The 21,012-nt window shown below is 44.5% G+C and carries 20 protein-coding genes and 3 tRNA genes; 2 read left to right on the top strand and 21 right to left on the bottom strand.

All coding sequences use genetic code 11. The features are described 5' to 3' along the window. Positions 1–9: 9 nt before the first annotated feature. The 5 genes from C9991_RS12935 to C9991_RS12915 form a co-directional block, all read right to left on the bottom strand. Entirely contained in the window at positions 10–276 is a 267-nt protein-coding gene (locus C9991_RS12935) for a hypothetical protein (RefSeq protein ID WP_106812946.1), read from the bottom strand. Positions 277–466: 190 nt separating this feature from the next. Continuing rightward, positions 467–538 (bottom strand) — tRNA-Glu (locus tag C9991_RS12930). A gap of 72 nt (positions 539–610) precedes the next feature. Then, positions 611–682 (bottom strand) — tRNA-Glu (locus tag C9991_RS12925). A 25-nt stretch (positions 683–707) separates the two neighbouring features. Further along, positions 708–794 (bottom strand) — tRNA-Ser (locus C9991_RS12920). Between the two features lie 125 nt (positions 795–919). Continuing rightward, positions 920–2,065 (bottom strand): ABC transporter substrate-binding protein, encoded by a 1,146-nt coding sequence (locus C9991_RS12915; RefSeq protein ID WP_106812945.1) that lies wholly within the window; start codon positions 2,063–2,065, stop codon positions 920–922. Between the two features lie 179 nt (positions 2,066–2,244). Here C9991_RS12915 and C9991_RS12910 point away from each other — a divergent pair, with 179 nt between their 5' ends. Both C9991_RS12910 and dprA read left to right on the top strand, forming a co-directional pair. Next, positions 2,245–3,708 carry an SLC13 family permease gene (locus C9991_RS12910; RefSeq protein WP_106812944.1) on the top strand — a complete coding sequence of 488 codons (1,464 nt, stop codon included), beginning with the start codon at positions 2,245–2,247 and terminating at the stop codon, positions 3,706–3,708. 14 nt (positions 3,709–3,722) lie between these two features. Next, positions 3,723–4,853: a DNA-processing protein DprA gene (gene dprA / locus C9991_RS12905; protein WP_106812943.1), complete on the top strand. Its 1,131-nt coding sequence runs from the start codon at positions 3,723–3,725 to the stop codon at positions 4,851–4,853. A gap of 166 nt (positions 4,854–5,019) precedes the next feature. On the opposite strand, the gene C9991_RS12900 is transcribed toward dprA, so the two are convergent. The 16 genes from C9991_RS12900 to mazG all read right to left on the bottom strand — a co-directional run bounded on the left by C9991_RS12900 (position 5,020) and on the right by mazG (position 20,999). Further along, positions 5,020–6,966, bottom strand: a complete 1,947-nt coding sequence (locus C9991_RS12900; RefSeq protein WP_106812942.1) for a nucleoside-diphosphate sugar epimerase/dehydratase — start codon at positions 6,964–6,966, stop codon at positions 5,020–5,022. A gap of 195 nt (positions 6,967–7,161) precedes the next feature. Next, positions 7,162–7,992: a type II pantothenate kinase gene (gene coaW, locus C9991_RS12895; RefSeq protein WP_106812941.1), complete on the bottom strand. Its 831-nt coding sequence runs from the start codon at positions 7,990–7,992 to the stop codon at positions 7,162–7,164. Positions 7,993–8,004: 12 nt separating this feature from the next. Continuing rightward, the gene (locus C9991_RS12890) at positions 8,005–8,670 is read right to left on the bottom strand and encodes a B3/B4 domain-containing protein (RefSeq protein ID WP_106812940.1); all 666 of its coding nucleotides are present in this window, start codon (positions 8,668–8,670) and stop codon (positions 8,005–8,007) included. Between the two features lie 380 nt (positions 8,671–9,050). Then, positions 9,051–11,159, bottom strand: a complete 2,109-nt coding sequence (gene ligA, locus C9991_RS12885; protein WP_106812939.1) for an NAD-dependent DNA ligase LigA — start codon at positions 11,157–11,159, stop codon at positions 9,051–9,053. A 69-nt stretch (positions 11,160–11,228) separates the two neighbouring features. Beyond that, positions 11,229–12,242, bottom strand: coding sequence for an iron chelate uptake ABC transporter family permease subunit (locus C9991_RS12880; RefSeq protein WP_438269209.1), 1,014 nt, complete (start codon positions 12,240–12,242; stop codon positions 11,229–11,231). Positions 12,243–12,264: 22 nt separating this feature from the next. Further along, positions 12,265–13,152, bottom strand: coding sequence for a 4-hydroxy-tetrahydrodipicolinate synthase (gene dapA / locus C9991_RS12875; RefSeq protein WP_106812937.1), 888 nt, complete (start codon positions 13,150–13,152; stop codon positions 12,265–12,267). Between the two features lie 206 nt (positions 13,153–13,358). After that, a complete protein-coding gene (locus C9991_RS12870; RefSeq protein WP_106812936.1) occupies positions 13,359–14,276 on the bottom strand; it encodes a DMT family transporter in 918 nt (305 codons plus the stop codon). Positions 14,277–14,295: 19 nt separating this feature from the next. Beyond that, positions 14,296–15,027 (bottom strand): tRNA pseudouridine(38-40) synthase TruA, encoded by a 732-nt coding sequence (truA, locus tag C9991_RS12865; protein ID WP_106812935.1) that lies wholly within the window; start codon positions 15,025–15,027, stop codon positions 14,296–14,298. Between the two features lie 36 nt (positions 15,028–15,063). Further along, the gene (locus tag C9991_RS12860; protein ID WP_106812934.1) at positions 15,064–15,519 is read right to left on the bottom strand and encodes a hypothetical protein; all 456 of its coding nucleotides are present in this window, start codon (positions 15,517–15,519) and stop codon (positions 15,064–15,066) included. A 5-nt stretch (positions 15,520–15,524) separates the two neighbouring features. Then, positions 15,525–15,935, bottom strand: a complete 411-nt coding sequence (locus tag C9991_RS12855) for a hypothetical protein (RefSeq protein ID WP_106812933.1) — start codon at positions 15,933–15,935, stop codon at positions 15,525–15,527. A gap of 70 nt (positions 15,936–16,005) precedes the next feature. Beyond that, positions 16,006–16,515 (bottom strand): RNA polymerase sigma factor, encoded by a 510-nt coding sequence (locus tag C9991_RS12850; protein ID WP_106813133.1) that lies wholly within the window; start codon positions 16,513–16,515, stop codon positions 16,006–16,008. A 49-nt stretch (positions 16,516–16,564) separates the two neighbouring features. Continuing rightward, positions 16,565–18,013, bottom strand: a complete 1,449-nt coding sequence (locus tag C9991_RS12845; RefSeq protein WP_106813132.1) for a L,D-transpeptidase family protein — start codon at positions 18,011–18,013, stop codon at positions 16,565–16,567. A 141-nt stretch (positions 18,014–18,154) separates the two neighbouring features. Beyond that, positions 18,155–18,478 carry a T9SS type A sorting domain-containing protein gene (locus C9991_RS12840; protein ID WP_106813131.1) on the bottom strand — a complete coding sequence of 108 codons (324 nt, stop codon included), beginning with the start codon at positions 18,476–18,478 and terminating at the stop codon, positions 18,155–18,157. Between the two features lie 150 nt (positions 18,479–18,628). Continuing rightward, complete coding sequence (locus C9991_RS12835; RefSeq protein WP_106812932.1) at positions 18,629–19,546, bottom strand: ribonuclease Z; 918 nt, start codon at positions 19,544–19,546, stop codon at positions 18,629–18,631. Continuing rightward, a complete protein-coding gene (locus C9991_RS12830) occupies positions 19,547–20,122 on the bottom strand; it encodes a lipocalin-like domain-containing protein (RefSeq protein ID WP_106812931.1) in 576 nt (191 codons plus the stop codon). A gap of 19 nt (positions 20,123–20,141) precedes the next feature. Next, positions 20,142–20,999 (bottom strand): nucleoside triphosphate pyrophosphohydrolase, encoded by an 858-nt coding sequence (mazG, locus tag C9991_RS12825; protein ID WP_106812930.1) that lies wholly within the window; start codon positions 20,997–20,999, stop codon positions 20,142–20,144. Between the last annotated feature and the right edge of the window lie 13 nt (positions 21,000–21,012).

Raw genomic sequence — 21,012 nt, 5'->3', positions numbered from 1 at the left:
TACAAAATACTATGAAACAAAAAAAACATCCACAGTACTTTTCCACTGAGCCCTCTTCCCCAGTTCCGTATACACACAGCGTGGTTCATCCTCTGCTCCATCATTGGCATCTGCACGTCCAGATATATAGCTAAGGATGGGAGCATAGCCTCGGGTGTTGATGGTTACAAAGAAATAGCCCTCGCGGTAATTGGTGAGAGCATCGCGGCGCAAAGCATCTGGAAGAGTGGACTCCTTTTGCTGTATCTTGGCTAATTGTTCGGGTGTGAGAGACATTAGGTTGATTGGTTTAGGATGCAAAAATACATTATTATAATGTATAATACAAATTTTGCAAGTAGGGAATATAAAGTTTTTTGAGAAGTTAGGTTTTTTATTAGGGATCTGGGACTTGCACCCGTTAGACAATGCTCATGCCGAGCGTGCACAAAAAAAGCAGGCTTCGATTTGAAGTCTGCTTTTTAAGTAGTGGATAGGGGAATCGAACCCCTATGCCAAGATTGAGAATCTTGTATCCTAACCATTAGATGAATCCACCATAAAGATGATAATATGTCCTGACCGCTTGGGCATAAAAAAACAAGCTCTGCTGGGGCTTGTTCTTAAAGCGTAGTGGATAGGGGAATCGAACCCCTATGCCAAGATTGAGAATCTTGTATCCTAACCATTAGATGAATCCACCGCGGTTATTTGAATCAAGAAAACAGCGGAAGCTGGGGGATTCGAACCCCCGGTACGGTTACCCGTACGGCAGTTTAGCAAACTACTGGTTTCAGCCACTCACCCAAACTTCCATACGATTAAAGTTATAACCGGAGCACTGTTTCTTAATTGCGAGTGCAAAGGTAGTATTATTCTGTGAAACCACCAAATGTTTTGTCAACTTTTTTCATAAAAAGTTTATTTTTTATTGAAAGTCCTACTCTACCCTATTATCTATACATTTATAATAATGTGGGGCTATGCCTTTGGCCAATTCAGGATGGAAGATGCAGATAAAATCGATGAGCAGGAAATCGGGGCGGAAAGATGATTCCTCGAAATATGGATTGCTGTTGCTTGGCAAACACTCGTACACCTGACCTTTGCTAAAAGCACGCAGCAAGCCATAGCCCTTGTACTCGGCAAGCAATTGGCTACGTGTCATCAGCGTCTTGCCATTGCCCACAAAAAGCCAGCGGTCGGCAGAGGCTGCCTTGTCGATAACTTTCTCTGGCGATAACGTTAGCGAACCTGTATGCTTATCATCGGCAAAGACATAACAGCCGCCCGCATCGGCTATAAGACGTGCCATACTGCTCTTGCCACCAGGACAATACCATGTGCCACTTACAACACGCTCGGTTATAACACGTGGCTTGGTCTTAGCCTTGCGTGCCATATCGCTCCACTCTATATAGTTGCGCTCAACTTCCTCGAATAATGAGTCGGCTGTCTTCTCTCTTCCTACAAGTGCGCCATAGAATCTCATCCATTCGGCACGACCAAGTGCCGATGTCTCCATATACTCTGCACACTCGATAATAGGCACGCCTATATGGTCGAGCTGACCGTAAGCCACACCGTCGAAAGGAGATACTAATATGGCTTGAGCTCCTAACGACACTATACGCTCTACGGATGGGCTCATGCTATTGCCGCAATCGGCAACCTTGCCACCGCGCACAGCGTTCTGAACAGACATCATATTTATATATGGCAAGTCGCATACCCCACTTATTACCCCAGATGCCCCAAGCTCGTCAATCAACCAGCAATGAGGAGCAGTAGACACAACAGCACGCTGCACCGGTGTATATACAACTGTGCCTTTGGGCAGATTGCGCACACGAGCCGAGTCGGCTCGAGACACAAGCAGATAACGGTGAAGCTCGGAACCAGGTTTCCATGGGTTGGCAAGCGAAACCTCAGTATAATCCTTATGACGTACCATGGTGATGTGCTCGGCATACTTGAAGTGCAAAGTATCGCCAGCCAACGATGCAGACGGCGAACTTTTATGGCCACACGAAATAGAGACAGCCACAAGAGCTATAGTGGCTATGCAAGCGAAGATGTTTCTCATATATGTATATATAATAATGTGGCTGCAAAATTAAGAATAAACACTTAAGCAAGCAAAGAAAACGGGAGGTTTTGAAAGAAAAACAAAGGTTTTAGAATAAAAACCCTAAAAAGTTTTGCGCATTATTTTATTTGTGCTACATTTGTACAATCAATTTAAATATCTAACCTAAAAAACCTATGGCACAAGAAAAAAGAAATCTTCTTAGCGGAGACTTTAGCAAAAAGAATGCTTTCCTCTTCGCTACAGCGGTGGTCATCTGCCTTATAATTTGGAATTTGCCCATCGACAGCTTCGGAATCGAAGGACTAACAGTTATTCAACAGCGCGTTATCGCAGTGTTTGCTCTTGCCACCATATTATGGGTGACAGAGGCTATATCGCCTTGGGCAACATCTGTATCGCTTATCGGACTGCTGCTGTTGACAACATCAGACAATGCTTTCCATTTTTTCCGTTCGGGCATTGACAAGAGTGAACTGCTAAACCATAGTGACCTTATGGCCACATTTGCCGACCCAATAATCATCCTATTCCTTGGTGGCTTTATACTTGCAATTGCAGCAACAAAGTCGGGACTCGACGTGCTGCTTGCCAGAACACTGCTTAAACCCTTCGGCAATAAGAGTGAGAATGTGTTGCTTGGATTTATTCTTATAACCGGCGTATTCTCAATGTTCGTAAGTAACACAGCTACAGCGGCAATGATGCTAACCTTCCTTGCACCTGTGTTCAAGGCTCTGCCTCCAGAGGGTAAAGGACGTGTGGCTCTGACTCTTTCAATACCAGTAGCTGCCAATATAGGTGGTATGGGTACTCCTATAGGCACACCTCCTAATGCCATTGCACTGAAATACCTAAACGCGCCAAACGGACTGAACCTTGGTATTGGTTTCGGCGAATGGATGATGTACATGATGCCGCTGACAATAATACTGTTGCTCATTGGATGGTTCTTGCTAAAGAGATTCTTCCCGTTCAAGAAGAAGACTATCGAACTTGATATAGAAGGCGAGGTACAACACAATTGGCGCACAGCAGTTGTGGCTATAACATTCATAATAACCGTACTGTTGTGGATATGCGACCGCTGGACAGGCGTTGGCTCTAATACTGTGGCTATGATTCCAATCGTAGTGTTTGCATTCACGGGCGTAATAAAAGCACGCGACTTGGAAGAGATAAACTGGAGCGTTATCTGGATGGTGGCAGGAGGCTTTGCATTGGGTATGGCACTTAACGATTCGGGACTTGCCGAGAATGTTATAAAGAGCATACCTTTCGGATCATGGTCGCCAGTTGTAATATTGCTTGCATCGGGCATTATATGCTACATACTGTCAAACTTCATATCAAACACAGCAACAGCAGCATTGCTTGTACCAATCCTCGCAGTAGTGTGCAAGGGTATGGGCGACTCGCTCAACAGCATAGGCGGAACTCCTACCGTGCTCATCGGTATTGCAGTTGCAGCATCAGTAGCTATGACATTGCCTATCTCTACACCTCCTAATGCAATAGCCCACTCTACTGGTCTGGTAGAACAGAAGGAGATGATGAAGATTGGCCTAACTATGGGTATCATAGGATTGGTACTGGGCTACGCATTGCTCTTTGTTCTGGGCGAAATGCACGTATGGTAATCAAAAAACTGTAAATGAACATTACACAAGAAACATTGTATGCGATGGCTCTGACACGCATCAATCATTTTAATCTTACAACAAGCTTGCAACTCTATAAAACAGTAGGGTCGGCAACAGCTATAATGGAGCACCGCCACGATATAAAGGCGGTGCTTCCTTGTGCTACGCCACGTCTGCAAGAAGCACTGAAGGATGTATCAGAAGCTATGAAAAGAGCCGAAGAAGAACTGGCATTCGATGAGGCACACAACATTGTGCCACTTGTGCTTAACGACGATAACTATCCCGAACGACTAAGAAGATGCGAGGACGCTCCGCTTGTGCTGTACTACAGAGGCACGTCGAACCTAAACGACAGACATATAATATCGGTTGTTGGCACGCGACATTGTACGATATACGGACAAGACATTATACAACGATTCTGTGCAGATATCAAGAAATTGTGCCCAGACGCCATTATTGTTAGCGGACTGGCATACGGTGTGGACATATGCGCACACAGAAACACCCTAAAGAACGGCATGGACACTGTGGGTGTATTGGCACATGGACTGGACTATCTATACCCTACCGCTCATCGTGATACTGCAACCGAGATGCTAAGACAAGGCGGACTTGCCACGGAGTTTATGACTGGGACCAACGCAGACAAGATGAACTTTGTAAGGCGAAACCGTATTGTTGCCGGACTTGCAGACGCTACAGTGGTGATAGAGAGTGCCGAAAAGGGCGGAAGTCTTATAACAGCAAACTTGGCGCAAGACTATGGACGCGACGTGTTTGCCTATCCAGGCAGCATTGACATGCCTTACTGCAAAGGCACCAACAAACTAATACGCGATAACAAGGCTATGCTGATAACATCGGCAGAAGACATGATACACGACCTGGGATGGGACAACGACAAAGAACTGGTAAAAGCTAAGGAGAATGGAATAGAACGACAACTATTCCCAGAACTGAACCAAAACGAAAAGAAGATAGTGGAACTGCTGCAAAAGAACAACGACTTGCAAATGAACACTATCAGTATGCTTACTGGACTGCCTATCCCGGCTACAAGCTCAGCGCTATTTAATATGGAGATGTTGGGAGTTGTGAAGCTGATGGCAGGAGGAATGTACCATCTGTTAGGATAATATAATAATACGCCCTGTAAGGGCAAAAGCGTTCATTATCAACGCTTTTACCCTTACAGGGCGCTTTGCTTTGGATATATTACACCCAGGGCGCTGCCCTGAGCTAGGAGCTTCTGCCCCTTCGGGGCGTACCACTTGCGACTTTTGATACACCCTCCTGTTTTTATTATTCCTTATTGTCTTTATCCTCTTGTTTATCCAGCACCTCGTAACGAGAATGCTTGCTGATATACTCGGGCACAATATCCTTCATCTTGTGCACAGTCTGCATATCGTCGTACTTGGCAGCAATATTGCAAAGTTCCTCGATATCACGCTCAGCCTCGTCGTACTCGTAATTGCGCACCATAGCAATGCGAATCTTCTTATGGAACGAAGGCAAGGTGTTTTCGTTCTCGTTGAGAACTTCCTCGTAAAGCTTCTCACCCTCACGCAGACCAGTATACTTAATCTCTACGTTCTTGGCTCCACTAAGCAAAATCATACGCTTGGCAAGGTCGGCAATGCGAACAGGCTCGCCCATATCAAATACGAATATCTCGCCACCCTTGCCCTGAGTGCCAGCCTCGAGAACCAGCTTACAAGCCTCAGGAATAAGCATGAAGAAACGTATAATCTTAGGATGGGTTACGGTAAGAGGTCCACCTGCTGCAAGCTGCTTGCGGAACAAAGGAATGACCGAACCGTTAGAACCAAGCACGTTACCAAAACGTGTTGTAACAAACTGGGTAATACCCTTAATCTTGCCATCCTTAATAGCCTTGTCGAGACTCTGCACGTAAATCTCGCAAATACGCTTAGAGCATCCCATGACATTGGTTGGGTTGACAGCCTTATCGGTAGAAATCATCACAAACTTCTTAACGCCATACTTAACGCTAAGGTCGGCAATGACCTTTGTACCGTATACATTGTTCTGAATACTCTCGCTTGGATTGTCCTCCATCATAGGCACGTGCTTGTAGGCAGCAGCATGGAACACATAATCGGGACGGAATGTAGAGAATATCTTCTCCATACGGTCGAGCTTGCAAATGCTTGTTACAACAGTCTCGGCTGGTATGTCGGGGAACTTGCTCATCATCATCAAGCGGATATCGTGCTGAGGAGTCTCGGCCTGGTCGATAAGCATCATATCAGAAGGCTTATACATAGCAATCTGACGTACCATCTCGGAACCAATACTACCAGCTGAGCCTGTGATAAGCACCTTCTTGCCACGGAGCAATGCACCAACCTTCTCCATGTCCACCTGAATTTCTTCGCGTGGTAGGAGGTCCTCAATCTTGACCTCGCGCAGAAGAACCTTCTCCTTATAATCCTTCTTCTTGTTCCACTGCTCGGCATTCTGCGCTATATAGATGCGCACACCAGCATTGATAAATAAATCTTGCAACTTGCGGTTGTGCAAGAACATTTCGTGCTTGAGCGGACTTACAAGCACAGCCTTAATGTTCTTAGACTGTATAACCTCAAGCAAATCCTCTTGAGTAGAGTAGATGCGCTTGCCCATAAGTCGTTCCTTGTAGTGAGGCTTGCTATCGCCAATATAACCCTCGATAAGGAAACGTACCGGCTTATTGCTGCGAGCCTCGTTGGTCATAGAAATAGCGCCTGCATGTGTGCCGTAGATAAGTACGTTCTGAGCATTCTTGCTAACGAGAACGTTCTCGAAAATAAGGCGGATGAGGACACGGGAAAATCCCATAAGGGCTCCTGTGAAGATGTATATAATGACGATCTTGCGACCAGTCAAAGCATAGAAAATGTCAGCCCAACCAAAACGAAGCACCGAATAGTTGAACAGCAATGCCAAAACCATAGAGAAGACTGTGGCATAGAGCACACGCAGCAAATCGACAAACTGCGAGTAGCGCAATATTCCAGAATAGGTATGGAACATGCGATAGCCTAAAAGATTGGCAACACCAAAGACAAGCAGTGTGTGCGTAAGCTCGGAAGCATGCGGCAACAACTCAGTAAGAGGATGACGCAACCACATTACAAACGCAGCTCCGAAGAAACAGAGCAAGAAATCAAAAATTACAATGCACCAATAAGGCAAAGCATTTCTGCCAAAATACCAATTTAAAAAGGAACTAAATAGCTTCATTTCAACATCTTAGTTTTTGTTCTTTTGATGAAGGGGGATTATAACTCATTTTAGCTGTAGCACAGACACCATCTGTACACAAGCCTTGCAAAGTTACACATTATTATAGACATTATTACCATTTTTTCGGTTTTTATTACCAAAAACTTCAAAATAATCAACAAATATCAAAATTTTCCCCCCCCCGAAATTCTATTATTTCATCACATTTCTATAGCATAGCGCTGCACCTATAGCCGTACAGAACTCAGAATACTGCGGAATATGGAACTTGACACCATACAGACGCTCTGTAGCAGGGAAGACACGTTGACACTGTGGAAGAAGTGTAAGATTGCCTATCATGACAAAGTCCTTGATGCCACTGCCAAGCGACGAAAGGATAGTGGCGCTACATATAGACTGAAGACACATCCATATAAGACCGAGAGCGATATCCTCACGAGATGTATTGGTCTTGGCATTGCCAAAGAGCGAAGCAATGGCATCCATAGGCAGACCTTCAAGCGGATTGGTGCAGATATCCTTAATCAACAGGTTGATATGAGAGAGGTCGCCCTCTTCGGCAAGAGCAGCAACCTGCTTGATATCATCAGTCTTGAGAAGCAATCGAGAAAGTCCTTGAAGCGTACCGCCACCAATACCAATACCACCAATGTGCTTGATATCGTCGCCATCGCACTTGACAATAGATGTACCAGTGCCAAGACTTACAACAAGCATGCGGTTGAGTTTTGTCTCATAACGTGCTCCCAAACCATCGGCAACAAACTCCTCTGCCTTGTCGGTAGGCAATCCGTATACAGGTTCGTTGATATAGGCGCTGCCTACACCGGTAAGCATAACCTTCTCTACATCAGAAAGCTGTATATGATTATCGTGAAGATACTTGCCAAAAGCACCATAAAGCGACGTTACGGGGTCGGTGGCACGTATGCGTATGGGTGACAATACCTTGCCATGCTCGTCGATACCTACAATCTTAGTGGTGCTTATGCCCACATCTATACCTATTACTATTCCCATATTATATTGTTTCTACTTATATAATTTATATTCACAATTTGTTGCCGAACAATACTTGTTGAGTAGCTTTATAATATACTCGGCTGTATCGGTTACACCTTGCTCGCTTCCATCGTAGCCATTGACAAGCACAAGCAGACGAGTTGTAGATAGTGTAACCTTGGTACGCTCGTGGTCGCTGGTAGGTGTACCAACACCACCAATAGCATCACGGTAGACCGGAAGACCAGCAATATTTATCATTCCTCTGCCTATACCTTCGTAAGGTTCGCCTTCCTTGCCAATGCCGAGAGTAAGCGTGTCGCCACTAAACTTATCGGCATCAAAGGCTCCTATGCTGTAGCCATACTTCATGCTGGCAAGGTTGATAAGGTCGACAAGAGTATCTATCTGATAAAGGCTCTTGCCTTGAAGAACACGACGCACAAGTGCCTCACCAGACGGACGATAGCGAGAAGGATCCTTGCCACATAACTTATATATACGTCGAGTGGCTTGAATGGACGTCATGCTCTTTAATGATTCGGTTGTAAGAGTGGCACGATAATCAGAGCCAAGAGCATCTATCTCGGCCCATAAATCGGCAGAGTAAGGGGTATTGGATATGTTTGCAGTGATGCAGGCTCCGACAAACTCGGGGCAGACGGAGTGCATCTCGGGGGATACTTGGAGTTGCATAATGATTTTTACTGAACTTTCGCAAGTTCAGAGAATTCAGAAGTTAAAGGAGTTAGCGCTCCCTACGGTCGCTAGAATTTATAGCCATTACTCTTTTTGCTGAATATTCAGCTATAAGACATACGGCTTTAAATTCTNTATATATATAACTGAACTTTCGCAAGTTCAGAGAATTCAGAAGTTAAAGGAGTTAGCGCTCCCTACGGTCGCTAGAATTTATAGCCATTACTCTTTTTGCTGAATATTCAGCTATAAGACATACGGCTTTAAATTCTATAACTTCTTTAATTTCTATAACTTCTGAACTTGCGAAAGTTCAAATTTTTATTTTAGATGCCACAGGCAAGAATTATTAGAAATCTCTATTGCGTGGCAGTTGTTTAAAATAGCGATAGCTGACCATTGGCATCTGCGCGTGGCTTTTCTTCTTGAATGGGAGCAGCTACATCTTCAGCAGCAGCTTCATTCTCTGTATCAGCCACGACATCTCCTTCAATCATATCAAGAAAATCATCCTCGTTGACAAGAGGGATACCAAGCTTCTCGGCCTTCTGCAGTTTAGACGGTCCCATATTGTCGCCAGCAAGGATAAACGATGTCTTGCCACTGATAGAACCTACATTCTTGCCACCATGCTGCTCGATAAGAGCCTTGTATTCGTCGCGACTATGCTTGGCAAAGACACCACTGATGACAATAGACTTACCAGCAAGCTTGTCGCTCGCACCAGTAATTTGCTCCTCAGAAAGCTGCATCTGAAGACCGTATGAACGCAAACGTTCCACTATATCCTGATTAACAGGGTTGTGGAAATAGGCGATAACACTCTTGGCTATAACCTCACCAACACCCTCAACCTCCATAAGTTGCTGCATAGAAGCATTCTGCAAGGCATCCATTGTCTTGAAATGACGAGCAAGCAAACGAGCAGATGTCTCGCCAACAAAACGGATTCCAAGAGCAAAGACAACACGCTCGAACGGAACCTGCTTTGAAGCTGCAATGCCATCTACTATCTTACGGGCAGAACGCTCACGATTGCCTGAGCCATTGATATCCTGTACCTTAATAGTATATAAGTCGGCAATGTTGTGCACAAGTCCACGGCGATAATACTCGTCTACGGTCTCAGGTCCCAAGGAATCGATATTCATAGCACGACGAGCAATAAAGTGCTCAATACGACCTTTTATCTGAGGCGGACAACCAGTATCATTAGGGCAGTAATGAGCAGCCTCTCCCTCATAACGCACAAGCGGTGTGCCACACTCGGGACACTTGTCTATAAACTTAACAGGCTGAGCATCCTCAGGACGTCTGTCTATATCGACTCCTACAATTTTAGGGATAATCTCGCCACCCTTCTCAACATACACATAATCGCCTATATGCAAATCGAAGTTGCGTATAAAATCCTCGTTGTTAAGAGTGGCACGCTTGACAACGGTGCCGGCAAGCTGAACAGCATCCATATTGGCAACTGGTGTTACAGCACCAGTACGACCAACTTGATAAGACACCTCATTAAGACGTGTGCATGCCCTCTCTGCCTTAAACTTATAGGCAATAGCCCAACGAGGCGACTTGGCAGTATAGCCCAACGAACGCTGTTGGCGCAAAGAGTTGACCTTAAGAACTATGCCATCTGTTGCAACTGGAAGATTCTTGCGCTCGGTGTCCCAATAATTGATATAGTCGTAAATCTCTTGAAGAGTCTTTACCTTCTTCATTCCTTGCGAAATCTTGAAGCCCCATGAAGCAGCAGTCTGCAAATTTTCGTAATGACCATCTGAAGGCAGAGTATCGCCAAGAAGATAATAAAGGTAAGAATCGAGCTGTCGGCTTGCCACAAGACGAGAGTTCTGACTCTTCAATGTACCGCTTGCTGCATTACGTGGATTGGCAAAAAGAGGTTCCTCTGCAGCCTCGCGCTCGGCATTAAGACGTTCGAACACCTTCCATGGCATAAGAATCTCGCCTCGTATCTCAAACTCATGGGGATAACCCGAACCTTCCTTCAACACAAGAGGAATGCAACGAATAGTGCGTACATTAGCTGTTACATCATCGCCATGCACTCCATCGCCACGTGTAACACCACGCACCAACTTGCCATCAACATAGGTAAGAGAGATGGACAATCCATCGTACTTCATCTCGCAGCATACCTCAAAGTCCTCACCATCAAGTCCACGGCGCACAGAGTCGTACCAGTCGGCAACGTCTTGCTCATTATATGTATTGGCAAGCGACAGCATAGGATACTTATGCGCCACTTGGGTGAAGTTCTGATTAAGGTCGCTGCCAACACGCAATGTAGGTGAGTTGGCATCGTATAGTTCGGGATGACGAGCCTCAAGGTCTTGAAGTTCGTGCATAAGAAAATCGAATTCCTGGTCGGATATATCCGGCTGGTTAAGAACATAATACTTGTAATTATGCTCGTGCAGCGTTTTGCGAAGATATAGTATACGATCTTTTTCGTTCATTGTGACAATAGTGATTAGTCTTTATTATATGTTCAGCCTTAATTTAGGCTGTAATTAGTCTTTAATTATCTAAAGATGTTTTCTTAACATTATATATATTATAACCGGAGCTCCTACAATAGGGGTTACTGCATTAACCGGTATCACTCCCCCATCAGCCGGAAGCACACAAGCAAAGTTGCACAGCAAAGCCACAATAGAACCTATAAGGATTGTGGCAGGCAAAAGCAAGCGATAGTCATCGGTACGTAATAGCAGACGGGCAATATGTGGAACAGCAAGACCGAGAAACGCTATGGGACCACAAAAGGCAGTGGTGAGAGCCGTAAGCAATCCGGTAACTAAGAGTATAACATTGCGCAACCGTCGGGTGTTGATACCAAGATTGCGAGCATATTGTGGACCGAGAACAAGTACATTTAGCGGTTTGACAAGCATGACAGATGTAATAAGACATACTACCGACACTGTAGCAAATACAGGTAGACGGTCGGCAGAAACACTGGCAAAATTGCCCATTCCCCACAACATATATGCCCTTACACCATCGGCAGAAGCAAAGAAGTTGAGCAGCAATATGACCGAAGACGACAGATATCCTGTCATCACTCCGACAATAAGCAGCATGGCATTACTGCGTATTATGCCCGAAAGCGTGAACATAAGCAGCGTGACAAGCATTGCCCCTACGAAGGCTGCTGCCAATACAGCAGCAAATCCACCTAAGCTTAAATTACCAATAGATATGCCTCCACCAAAGAACAGCATGACAAGAGCTACACCCAAGCCCGAACCTGAGCTAATGCCAAGTATAGAAGGATCGGCAAGAGGATTGCGAAACACAGCCTGAAGCATAAGGCCACATACCGACAAAGCGCCACCAGTAAGCAATGCTGTGACAGCTTGAGGCAAACGCGACTCGAGTATGATGAAACGCCAACTGGCATTGGTATCGCTGCCCCCACACAAGATACTCCACACAGAAGACATGGGTATGTTAACCGCCCCGTAAAATACATTGAGCAGCAACAAGGCAACGGCACCAATGCCAGCCATAAAAAATATTAGAGCTTCGTGTTTCAAAGCAACTATCTTATGCAAGATTTTATATCTTCAATGTCTTCAGAATCTCAGTCATCTTCTGAAGAGTGGTGATACGTGTAGGCACAAGAGGCAGACGAAGCACGTTCTCAATGAAGCCCATTTCGTGCAACAATGCCTTAACACCCGCAGGATTGCCATCAACAAACAGAAGTGAATAAAGTTCGGTAAAGCGATGATGTATAGTGCGTGCTCCCTCGTACTCGCCCTTGAACTCAAGACGAATCATTCGAGACACCTCTCTTGGCAACGCATTGCCTATAACAGAGATGCTACCTGCAGCGCCACTTGCCACCATAGAGAAGGTAAGGGCATCGTCGCCACTGATAACGTCGAAACGATCGGGCTTGTTCTTTATAATCTCGTCTACCTGCTCAAGACTGCCACTTGCCTCCTTAATGGCAACAATATTTTCGCAATCATTAGCAAGACGCACTGTTGTCTCCGACTTCATATTGATGCCGGTTCTACCAGGAACGTTATATAGCACAACTGGCAACGGACTTGCCTCGGCTATGGCCTTGAAGTGCTGGTAAAGACCTTCCTGTGAAGGTTTGTTGTAGTAGGGACAAACACTAAGGATACCATCAATACCGGTCCAATCTGTAGTCTTCAACTCTTCCACAACAGCGCGTGTGTTATTGCCACCACATCCAATAAGAATAGGCACACGTCCACGGTTTACATCTATAACGAGTTGCTTTATCTTGTTCTTTTCGTCGGTAGAGAGACACGGAGTCTCACCTGTAGTTGCAAGGATACAAAGGAAGTCGGCACCGTTCTGTATTAGATACTCTACAAGACGCTTTAAAGCCTTGTAGTCCACTTCTCCTTCGGTTGTAAATGGTGTCACCAAGGCTACACCCAATCCTTTGAATATGTTTCGTGCCATAATATATTGAACTTTGAATATTTCGATTTGGCTACAAAGTTACGATTTTATATCGAGAAAAGAACAATACGGACAAAGAAAAAACTCTAAATTGAAAGAGTTTTTCAATTATTTGTTACATCTTTCAATTTAGAGTGTACATTTTGCAACAACCATGTATCAAAATACATACAAAACTACACTTAACGTGTTTGGATTGTTACTTTTTATCGGGTTCCTATATAAAGGAATATCATTCCGAGCAATACGAGCAGCATATCAACTGCCTTGCTGCGTAGATTTTTTTCCTTGAACACAGCAGCTCCACAGAAAAAGCTAACAACAACGCTGCCTCTACGAACCATCGACACTATGCTAATCATAGCTCCCGGAAGACTAAGGGCGTAGAAATAGACAAAGTCGGCTATGCTAAGGAAGATACTTATGAAAATGATGCTCCAGCGCCACTGAAACTTTGTGGTCTTATTGCGTGTGGGCCACCAGATAAGAAGCATTGTCAAACCCATCATAAAAAGCTGATAGATATTGTACCAACTCTGCACAACCATTCGGCTTAAACCGACTCCTCCATTGTCGGGTGGCGCCATAAGATACTTGTCATATAGACCGCTGACAGCTCCAAGTACCGCAGCAAGCACAAGTGAGAATATCCATTTGTTGTGCTTAAAGTCGACACCTTCCTTCTTGCCACTCCTACTAAGAAGGAAGAAGGACACTATGGCAAGCAACACACCACACCACTGCCAAATGTTAAGACGCTCGCCAAAGACAAGCATAGCACCAACAAGTACCATAACGGGGCGTGTGGCATTGATAGGACCAACTATGGTAATGGGCAGATTCTTCATTGCAAAATAGCCAAATACCCATGACGACAATACGATAAGAGCCTTCAACACGATGTACTTATGCTCGTGCCATCCGCAAGTCTCAACAAAGAATGTACTGCCATCGAGCACACCAGTATAAGTAGACAGCAAGATAAAGGGCAGAAACAACAACGAACATATCATTGTGTTGAGAAAGAGAACTGGTAAAACGGCGTTATCGCGCAACGCCAATTTCTTGAAAACATCATAAAAGCCCAGCAACGCCGCTGAGCAAAATGCTAATATTAACCACATACCTTATTATATATATATATTAATAGCGCACATCCTCCAAGAAAAGCGCATTGCCAGGCATACTCTCGCCTGCATTAGAACGGCTTCCGCTTGCCACAACCTTATCAAACTGATCTATCGTCATACGATGTCTACCAACCTCTATCAGCGTGCCAACAACAGCACGCACCATATTACGGAGGAATCGATTGGCGGATATACGGAAATGCCATTGGTCATCGGCATCGCGTATCCACTGGGCTTCTGTTACATTACACAGCGTTGTCTTTACATCGGCATGTGCTTTGCAAAAAGCTCCAAAGTCGTCAACTTGCAGAAGGTGCTGCGCAGCCTTGTTCATAAGATCATAATCAAGATCATAATGCAACTGGCATGAATAATGACGCAAGAATGGGTTCTTGCGTGTGTGCACATAATAATGATATGTACGGAGCGTTGCACTAAAGCGCGCGTGCATGTCGGGGGCAACAGGATATACATCGTAAACTGATATATCGCGAGGCAATAAGCGGCCAAGTTTATATGTAAGTTGAGCGCAATCAACAGCGCGTTCTGTTTCAAAATGTGCTGTCATACGGCGAGCATGCACACCTGCATCTGTGCGTCCGGCTCCAACCACCTCTATATTCTCACGAAGTAATATTGAGAGAGCCTTCTGAAGTTCCTCTTGTACACTATTGCCATTAGGCTGAATCTGCCAGCCGTGATAGTTGGTGCCGTCGTAAGCAAACACCACAAAATATCTGGTCATTATTATCAAATAGTCTTATTGAATAAACAAAATAGGCTAATTGGCACCATGTTGACGGTGTCGCTTGCCATTAGCATGTATGCGCTTGAACTGCTGTCTGTGAAACTTGTCCTCTGCCTTAATAATGCGATAAACTTTTGAGGCAGGCAGAATACGCAAGAACTTCTCGTGATAGGCTTGCTGTAAACGTTTAATCTCGAGATCATTGTTATCGAGTCGGCGTATAGCATCGGCACATGCTTTGTCGTCAGCCTCATCAATATAATGCCAACGACGATGGTCGCAGAAATAAGCCATTTGCTTTTTGCGCATCTCTCTGTATAAAGGGAAAAACTCGGCTGACTCAGCAGGAGTTAGTCGCGCCTCTGTAGCAACAAACTGCTCTAAGTTTGCCTCGAACTGTGCCGGGTCAAACTTCTTTGGTTCTTGCGCTATAGCTAAGACGCCGCACAATACCAACAATATTGAAATGATGTATCTTCTTAAACTCATAATCGTCAGTTGCTTGCCATAAGTGTATACATATCCTGATTGTCGAGCATAGAGTAGTTAATCTCCTCGTCGCTCACACTATTGTATGCCGAAGCATCATATGTGCTGTGATGTGTTGCTGTTGCAATATGTGTCTTGCCTGTATCTGCAGTAGACTTAAATTGCCAAACCGACACACCTCCCACAATAAAAGCAACACAAGCAGCCACTGCCGCATAACGGCGACAACGGTGCCACCAATTAATTGTTATGACTTTATTCTGCTGAGTTGCCTCTGGTACATGCGGCACTACCTTATCGGCAGCCTCAACACTATTCATTATGTTTTGCGTAAGGTTGTCGAAATAGCCTTCAGGCACCGTAAAAGGAGCCTTCTTGCCAAAACATGATTCTATATATCTTTCATCAGATTCCATACAAATTACTTTATTAGTTCTATATGTTTGACGTTTGTATAGCGTAATGGTTTAAAACAAAAATGAAATATTACTGATGTTCTTTCATAAATGCAGTTATTTTTTTCACCGCAATATGATAACTTGCCTTCAAAGCTCCTTCGGAAGTGTCGAGCAACTGGCTTATCTCCGAATACTTCATCTCGTCATAATAACGAAGGTTGAACACCACCCTCTGTACATCTGGCAGTGAAGCTATTGCCTCTTGAAGCAATGCCTGAACCCTGTCGCCATCAAAATACTGGTCGGCTTCAAGGCTGTCTGCCACAGATATATTGTCTGAAATATCAAGCGATGCCACGTTGCGCTTACGCCTTAGAAAGTCGAGAGCCTCGTTGACAGCAATGCGATAAAGCCAAGTAGACAACTTAGAGCGATTCTTAAAATCGTCAATGCCATTCCACACCTTAATAAACACATTCTGCAACACGTCGTTGGCATCGTCGTGACACAACACTATACGACGTATCGCCCAATACAACTTCTCGCTGTACTGGGGAACAATTGACTCGAAAAGCTTGCGCTTCTCGGTCATATCCATTTGTTGTATTGACGAATTGTCTTCCTTCACGTGAGTTGGCAATGACTATTTACATATACTTCTGTATACGCTGGTATATAACAGGATCGAAGCCATAGATATCATCATACCTTACAAGGGTGCCATTAGTATCAGGATACAGTGTATAATAGGTGATGAACACCGGAACCTGTGGCTCAACCTTGAGGCTGCGAAGCATCATACGACGATTGATAGGACTATTAACATCGTCGTCCTCGGTACGATGTCGACCATACTTGACCGTCATCGAATAATCTATCTTCTTCATCATCGACTCGTCCTTATCGGCAAGCATAAAGACGGCAAGGTCGTAAGGCTTCTCTACACGTATACAACCATGCGACACACTACGGTTGCTACGCGAGAAGACATTACGATTTGACGTGTCGTGCATATAGATAGAATAGTCGTTGTCAAATCGGAATATGATACGTCCAAGCGAGTTGCCCTCACCACCTCGCTGTATCACAAGATAGTCTGAACTCATCAACATATCGCCTGTAACAGTAGCAGGATCTACCTCACGACCTGTTGAACGCTGGCGTATGAAATAATCGTGACTGTCAAAATAGGCTGTATTGCCAGCATTGTGCCTGACAGAAGTCTTGATGATGCTCTTAGGTATAATCCACTGCGGATTAAAGTCCATTCGTTTTATCTTGCTTGTCAGCAACGGTGTCTTTGTCTTCAAGCTACCAAAACCTATACGCATGGTGAGATGCTCGTCGCCATCAGTGGCAACAAGATATAATGACGGAACATTGACCAGCACATACTTCTTATGTTGTTGCGGATAGTTGCCATGACGCCAACGGCTACGCTCCATATTACAAAGCACAAGACAACGCTCTGCAGTAGAAAGTGACTCGTGTAAACGTTTATAAAAAACATGATAAAGAGGATTCTCAGGACGAGATGCAGCCAGAAAAGTGCCTACAGCCTTATCATTGCCAGCCATTACAGCAAATGCCTCAGATACAAACTTGGCATCAGGTCGCTTTGTAGGAACATCGTACAACGAACGGTAAGATGTGTAAACACCACTACTGTCACGCACATCAAGACGATTGAAGGCATCGTATGGATTGACAAAACCAAAACGCATACCCTCGACATATCGCAAGAAAGCCTTTGTAAGACGATACTCCAAACGAGCATACACCTTATTTATATTATTACGACTATCCTTGTCGGAATCGAAATCAAGATCTCGTGCCCGTTGGAGGTCGCTACTTAAAGAAGAGTAGCAAAACTTTTCGGATGAAAAGCCTATACTGTCTACCGTAGCTAAATATGTAAGCAAAGTATCTGCTTTTGACGAGATGCCATTACGAGTGACCCATACAAGCTGTCCACCATCAAGATAATGACGACGAGCTTGAATATCAGGAGTCTCACGATCGGTATCTGCCAAGACAACATGACGCAGACTTTCGCTAAGCAAGTCGGCGTCAACACGATACTTAACGTCTGCCATATCAGCAAACGATTCGAGAGTTATGGGAATACGAAATTCCTTCTCTTGGCATGAGCTAAACACTCCTACCAGGAGAAGAAACAATATAAAAATCTTATGAATGTTCACTTTTGCAGTATTCGAAATTGACTACTGTTTTTTTTATTTGATAACAATCTTTCTTGTAGCCTTATTGCCAACCTGTACTATGTACACTCCCTTTGGAAGTGTAAGGTCGTACGTCTTGTCAGCACTTTCAACCTTTGCCTTCATCACAGGCTGTCCACCAGCAATGTTGTATATACACAACGTCATACCCTCAGCACCCGTAACACGCAGATTAGAGCCGTTAAGGGTAATAACAACCTTATTGAAGTCGTTGTTGTCGATAAGCTCTATCTCAGCCATACGGCTTGCTGATGCTTTAAGCGGCATTGTTGCCACAAAGGCAGTCAAAAGAAATAATGAGAGTATATATTTTACCATATCGTTCGGTTTTTGTTGCACTTATACATTTACATCTATATGATGCAAAGATATACATTTTTTCGACAAGTTGTTTTAACGAAACACTTTCGACCATGAACACTTAACAATATTTAGCATTTACGGTCGAAAGTGTAATATAATACAACATCACTTAAGGTCGATTGTCATACCTTCAGCAGTGAGTTGCGACTCAGGAAATACCTCTTGAGCCTCCTTAAGCAACTGCTGCTCATCGTCGTATTTAGAACTATAATGTCCAAGAAGCAAGCGACCCACATTAGCATCTCGAGCAACCTGTGCAGCCTGTGCAGCTGTACTATGATAGTACATCTCGGCACGGTCGATATCTGCAGTGATGTATGTAGACTCGTGATAAAGACAACTAACACCAGCAACGCGCTCGTGCAATGACGGCAAATAGCAAGTGTCGCTACAATAAGCATAACTGCGAGCAGGATCGGCAGGAGTTGTAAGACGCGAATTTGGTATCTCACGACCTTCTTCATCAGTCCACGAAGCTCCGTTCTTGATATTGTTTATCTGCGAAACTGGTATATGATAAAAGTCAATCATGTCGCGGCGTATATGTGGCAAGGTTGGCTTCTCGCGGAATAGGAAACCGCAAGTGGGCAAACGATGCTTGAGCGGAATAGACTCTACCGTAAGACTGCGGTCTTCGTATATTACCTGTTGTTTGGTTGTATCGACAGCATGAAACTGTATCTCATAGTCGAAGTCGTAGCAGAAGGTTTTAAGCATCATGTCAAGCACGGGTTTAAATTCCTTTGGTGCGTATATGGCAAGAGGCATAGTGCGTCCGAGCAATCCGAAAGACGAGAGCATGCCAATAAGTCCAAAGCAATGATCACCATGAATATGACTGATGAATATAGCCACAACCTTGTTGAAACCAATGCGAGAACGACGCATCTGCGTCTGTGTACCCTCGCCACAATCAATCATAAACTGTTTGCCACGAAGCTCCACAACTTGTGCAGACGGATTATGTCTGAGTGTCGGGAGGGCTGAGCCACACCCGAGAATGTGTATCTTGAATGGCTCCATTTATTTCTGACGCTTAAAAATGTATATGCCTTTTTGATTCTCAATATAAAGCGAGTCGGCTCCAAGTGATGTTATGTCGAAAGTGTCGCGATTGAGCAACAGCTGTCCATTAAGTATCTTCCACGATGTCCAAGGGTTTGTTTCGGCCTTGACATTTGAGCGAACAGTGCCACCCTCCTCTATTTCGAAGTTCTTGTCAAGACTTGTCCAATGTCCCAAGAGTGATGTAACATTTATAACACGATTGGCAATCAGTTCGCCGTCAATCTTCATTCCAGTTACAGCCACCTTGTCACCTGACATAAGTCCGCCCTCTACATTTGAGACAATTCCACCCGAAACCTCGCCATCCAAATCGGCTTCAGCATCAAGAATGGTATATGTCAGAGTATCACCGGCATCGGTTACAAGTTGGAGCGAGTGCATAGATGTGCCGTCGCCACAAACTCCATAGACAGTTGTGTCTACTATTTCCTCATGAGCCTCAGCCAAAGGCTGTGGCTTTTCCTTCTTGGCATTGCATCCAACTAATGCCATAAGCAAAATGGATGCAAAAAGCATTGCAACGTGTTTCATAATGGTTCTGATTTAGTTATTACTTCTTTTCCTGAGCCTTAGCCTCATTCCATAATGCATCCATCTCGCCGAGAGTCATATCCTTAAGTGGTTTTCCGATGCGGATAGAATGCTCCTCAATATAGTTGAAGCGGTTTATAAACTTGGCATTGGTTTTCTCGAGAGCCGTGTCAGGATTTATCTTGTACAGACGTGCTGCATTAATGAGCGAGAAAAGGAAGTCGCCAAACTCTTCGGTAGAACGTTCTTTATCTTCCTTTCGAATCTCGGCTTCCAATTCGCCAAGTTCCTCACGCACCTTTCCCCACACATCACCTTTGTCTTCCCAATCAAATCCAACATTGCGTGCCTTATCCTGTATACGATAAGCCTTGATTAGTGCAGGCAAAGCATTAGGCACTCCAGAGAGAACACGCTTGTTGCCGTCTCTCTCGCGCAATTTAATCTGCTCCCAATTCTCTATTACCTGCTGCGCTGTCTTTACCTCTTCTGATGTGTCTTGCTCGTCAATATCCTCACCATATGGCAATGGCTTTGGTTCTGGCACGCCAACCTGTGAAGGATGATAGACATGCGGATGACGGAAGATAAGTTTGTCAACAAGTTTGTTGCACACATCGGCAATGTCAAACTGCTCGTTCTCCTGACCAATCTTGGCATAGAAGCACACATGCAGAAGGACATCGCCAAGTTCTTTGCAGATGTTTGGCTCATCGTTCTTTATCAGAGCGTCGCACAATTCGAATGTTTCTTCTATTGTGTTAGGACGCAACGATTCATTGGTCTGCTTTCGGTCCCATGGACATTTCTCGCGCAATTCGTCGAGCACATCCAACAGACGACCGAAAGCCTTAAGTTTTTCTTCTCTTGTATGCATAAGTTATTTATGT

It is taken from the genome of Prevotella merdae, from assembly GCF_900290275.1.
GTDB classification, from domain to species: domain Bacteria; phylum Bacteroidota; class Bacteroidia; order Bacteroidales; family Bacteroidaceae; genus Prevotella; species Prevotella merdae.
Note: the sequence above shows the minus strand (reverse complement) of the source record. Positions and strands in the feature narration are given on the sequence as shown.

Excerpts from the sequence above, each read along its gene's own strand:
- C9991_RS12935 (WP_106812946.1), bottom strand. The coding sequence starts at position 276 with ATGTCTCTCACACCCGAACAATTAGCCAAGATACAGCAAAAGGAGTCC.
- C9991_RS12915 (WP_106812945.1), bottom strand. The coding sequence starts at position 2,065 with ATGAGAAACATCTTCGCTTGCATAGCCACTATAGCTCTTGTGGCTGTC.
- C9991_RS12910 (WP_106812944.1), top strand. The coding sequence starts at position 2,245 with ATGGCACAAGAAAAAAGAAATCTTCTTAGCGGAGACTTTAGCAAAAAG.
- dprA (WP_106812943.1), top strand. The coding sequence starts at position 3,723 with ATGAACATTACACAAGAAACATTGTATGCGATGGCTCTGACACGCATC.
- C9991_RS12900 (WP_106812942.1), bottom strand. The coding sequence starts at position 6,966 with ATGAAGCTATTTAGTTCCTTTTTAAATTGGTATTTTGGCAGAAATGCT.
- coaW (WP_106812941.1), bottom strand. The coding sequence starts at position 7,992 with ATGGGAATAGTAATAGGTATAGATGTGGGCATAAGCACCACTAAGATT.
- C9991_RS12890 (WP_106812940.1), bottom strand. The coding sequence starts at position 8,670 with ATGCAACTCCAAGTATCCCCCGAGATGCACTCCGTCTGCCCCGAGTTT.
- ligA (WP_106812939.1), bottom strand. The coding sequence starts at position 11,159 with ATGAACGAAAAAGATCGTATACTATATCTTCGCAAAACGCTGCACGAG.
- dapA (WP_106812937.1), bottom strand. The coding sequence starts at position 13,152 with ATGGCACGAAACATATTCAAAGGATTGGGTGTAGCCTTGGTGACACCA.
- C9991_RS12870 (WP_106812936.1), bottom strand. The coding sequence starts at position 14,276 with ATGTGGTTAATATTAGCATTTTGCTCAGCGGCGTTGCTGGGCTTTTAT.
- truA (WP_106812935.1), bottom strand. The coding sequence starts at position 15,027 with ATGACCAGATATTTTGTGGTGTTTGCTTACGACGGCACCAACTATCAC.
- C9991_RS12860 (WP_106812934.1), bottom strand. The coding sequence starts at position 15,519 with ATGAGTTTAAGAAGATACATCATTTCAATATTGTTGGTATTGTGCGGC.
- C9991_RS12855 (WP_106812933.1), bottom strand. The coding sequence starts at position 15,935 with ATGGAATCTGATGAAAGATATATAGAATCATGTTTTGGCAAGAAGGCT.
- C9991_RS12850 (WP_106813133.1), bottom strand. The coding sequence starts at position 16,515 with ATGGATATGACCGAGAAGCGCAAGCTTTTCGAGTCAATTGTTCCCCAG.
- C9991_RS12845 (WP_106813132.1), bottom strand. The coding sequence starts at position 18,013 with ATGGCAGACGTTAAGTATCGTGTTGACGCCGACTTGCTTAGCGAAAGT.
- C9991_RS12840 (WP_106813131.1), bottom strand. The coding sequence starts at position 18,478 with ATGGTAAAATATATACTCTCATTATTTCTTTTGACTGCCTTTGTGGCA.
- C9991_RS12835 (WP_106812932.1), bottom strand. The coding sequence starts at position 19,546 with ATGGAGCCATTCAAGATACACATTCTCGGGTGTGGCTCAGCCCTCCCG.
- C9991_RS12830 (WP_106812931.1), bottom strand. The coding sequence starts at position 20,122 with ATGAAACACGTTGCAATGCTTTTTGCATCCATTTTGCTTATGGCATTA.
- mazG (WP_106812930.1), bottom strand. The coding sequence starts at position 20,999 with ATGCATACAAGAGAAGAAAAACTTAAGGCTTTCGGTCGTCTGTTGGAT.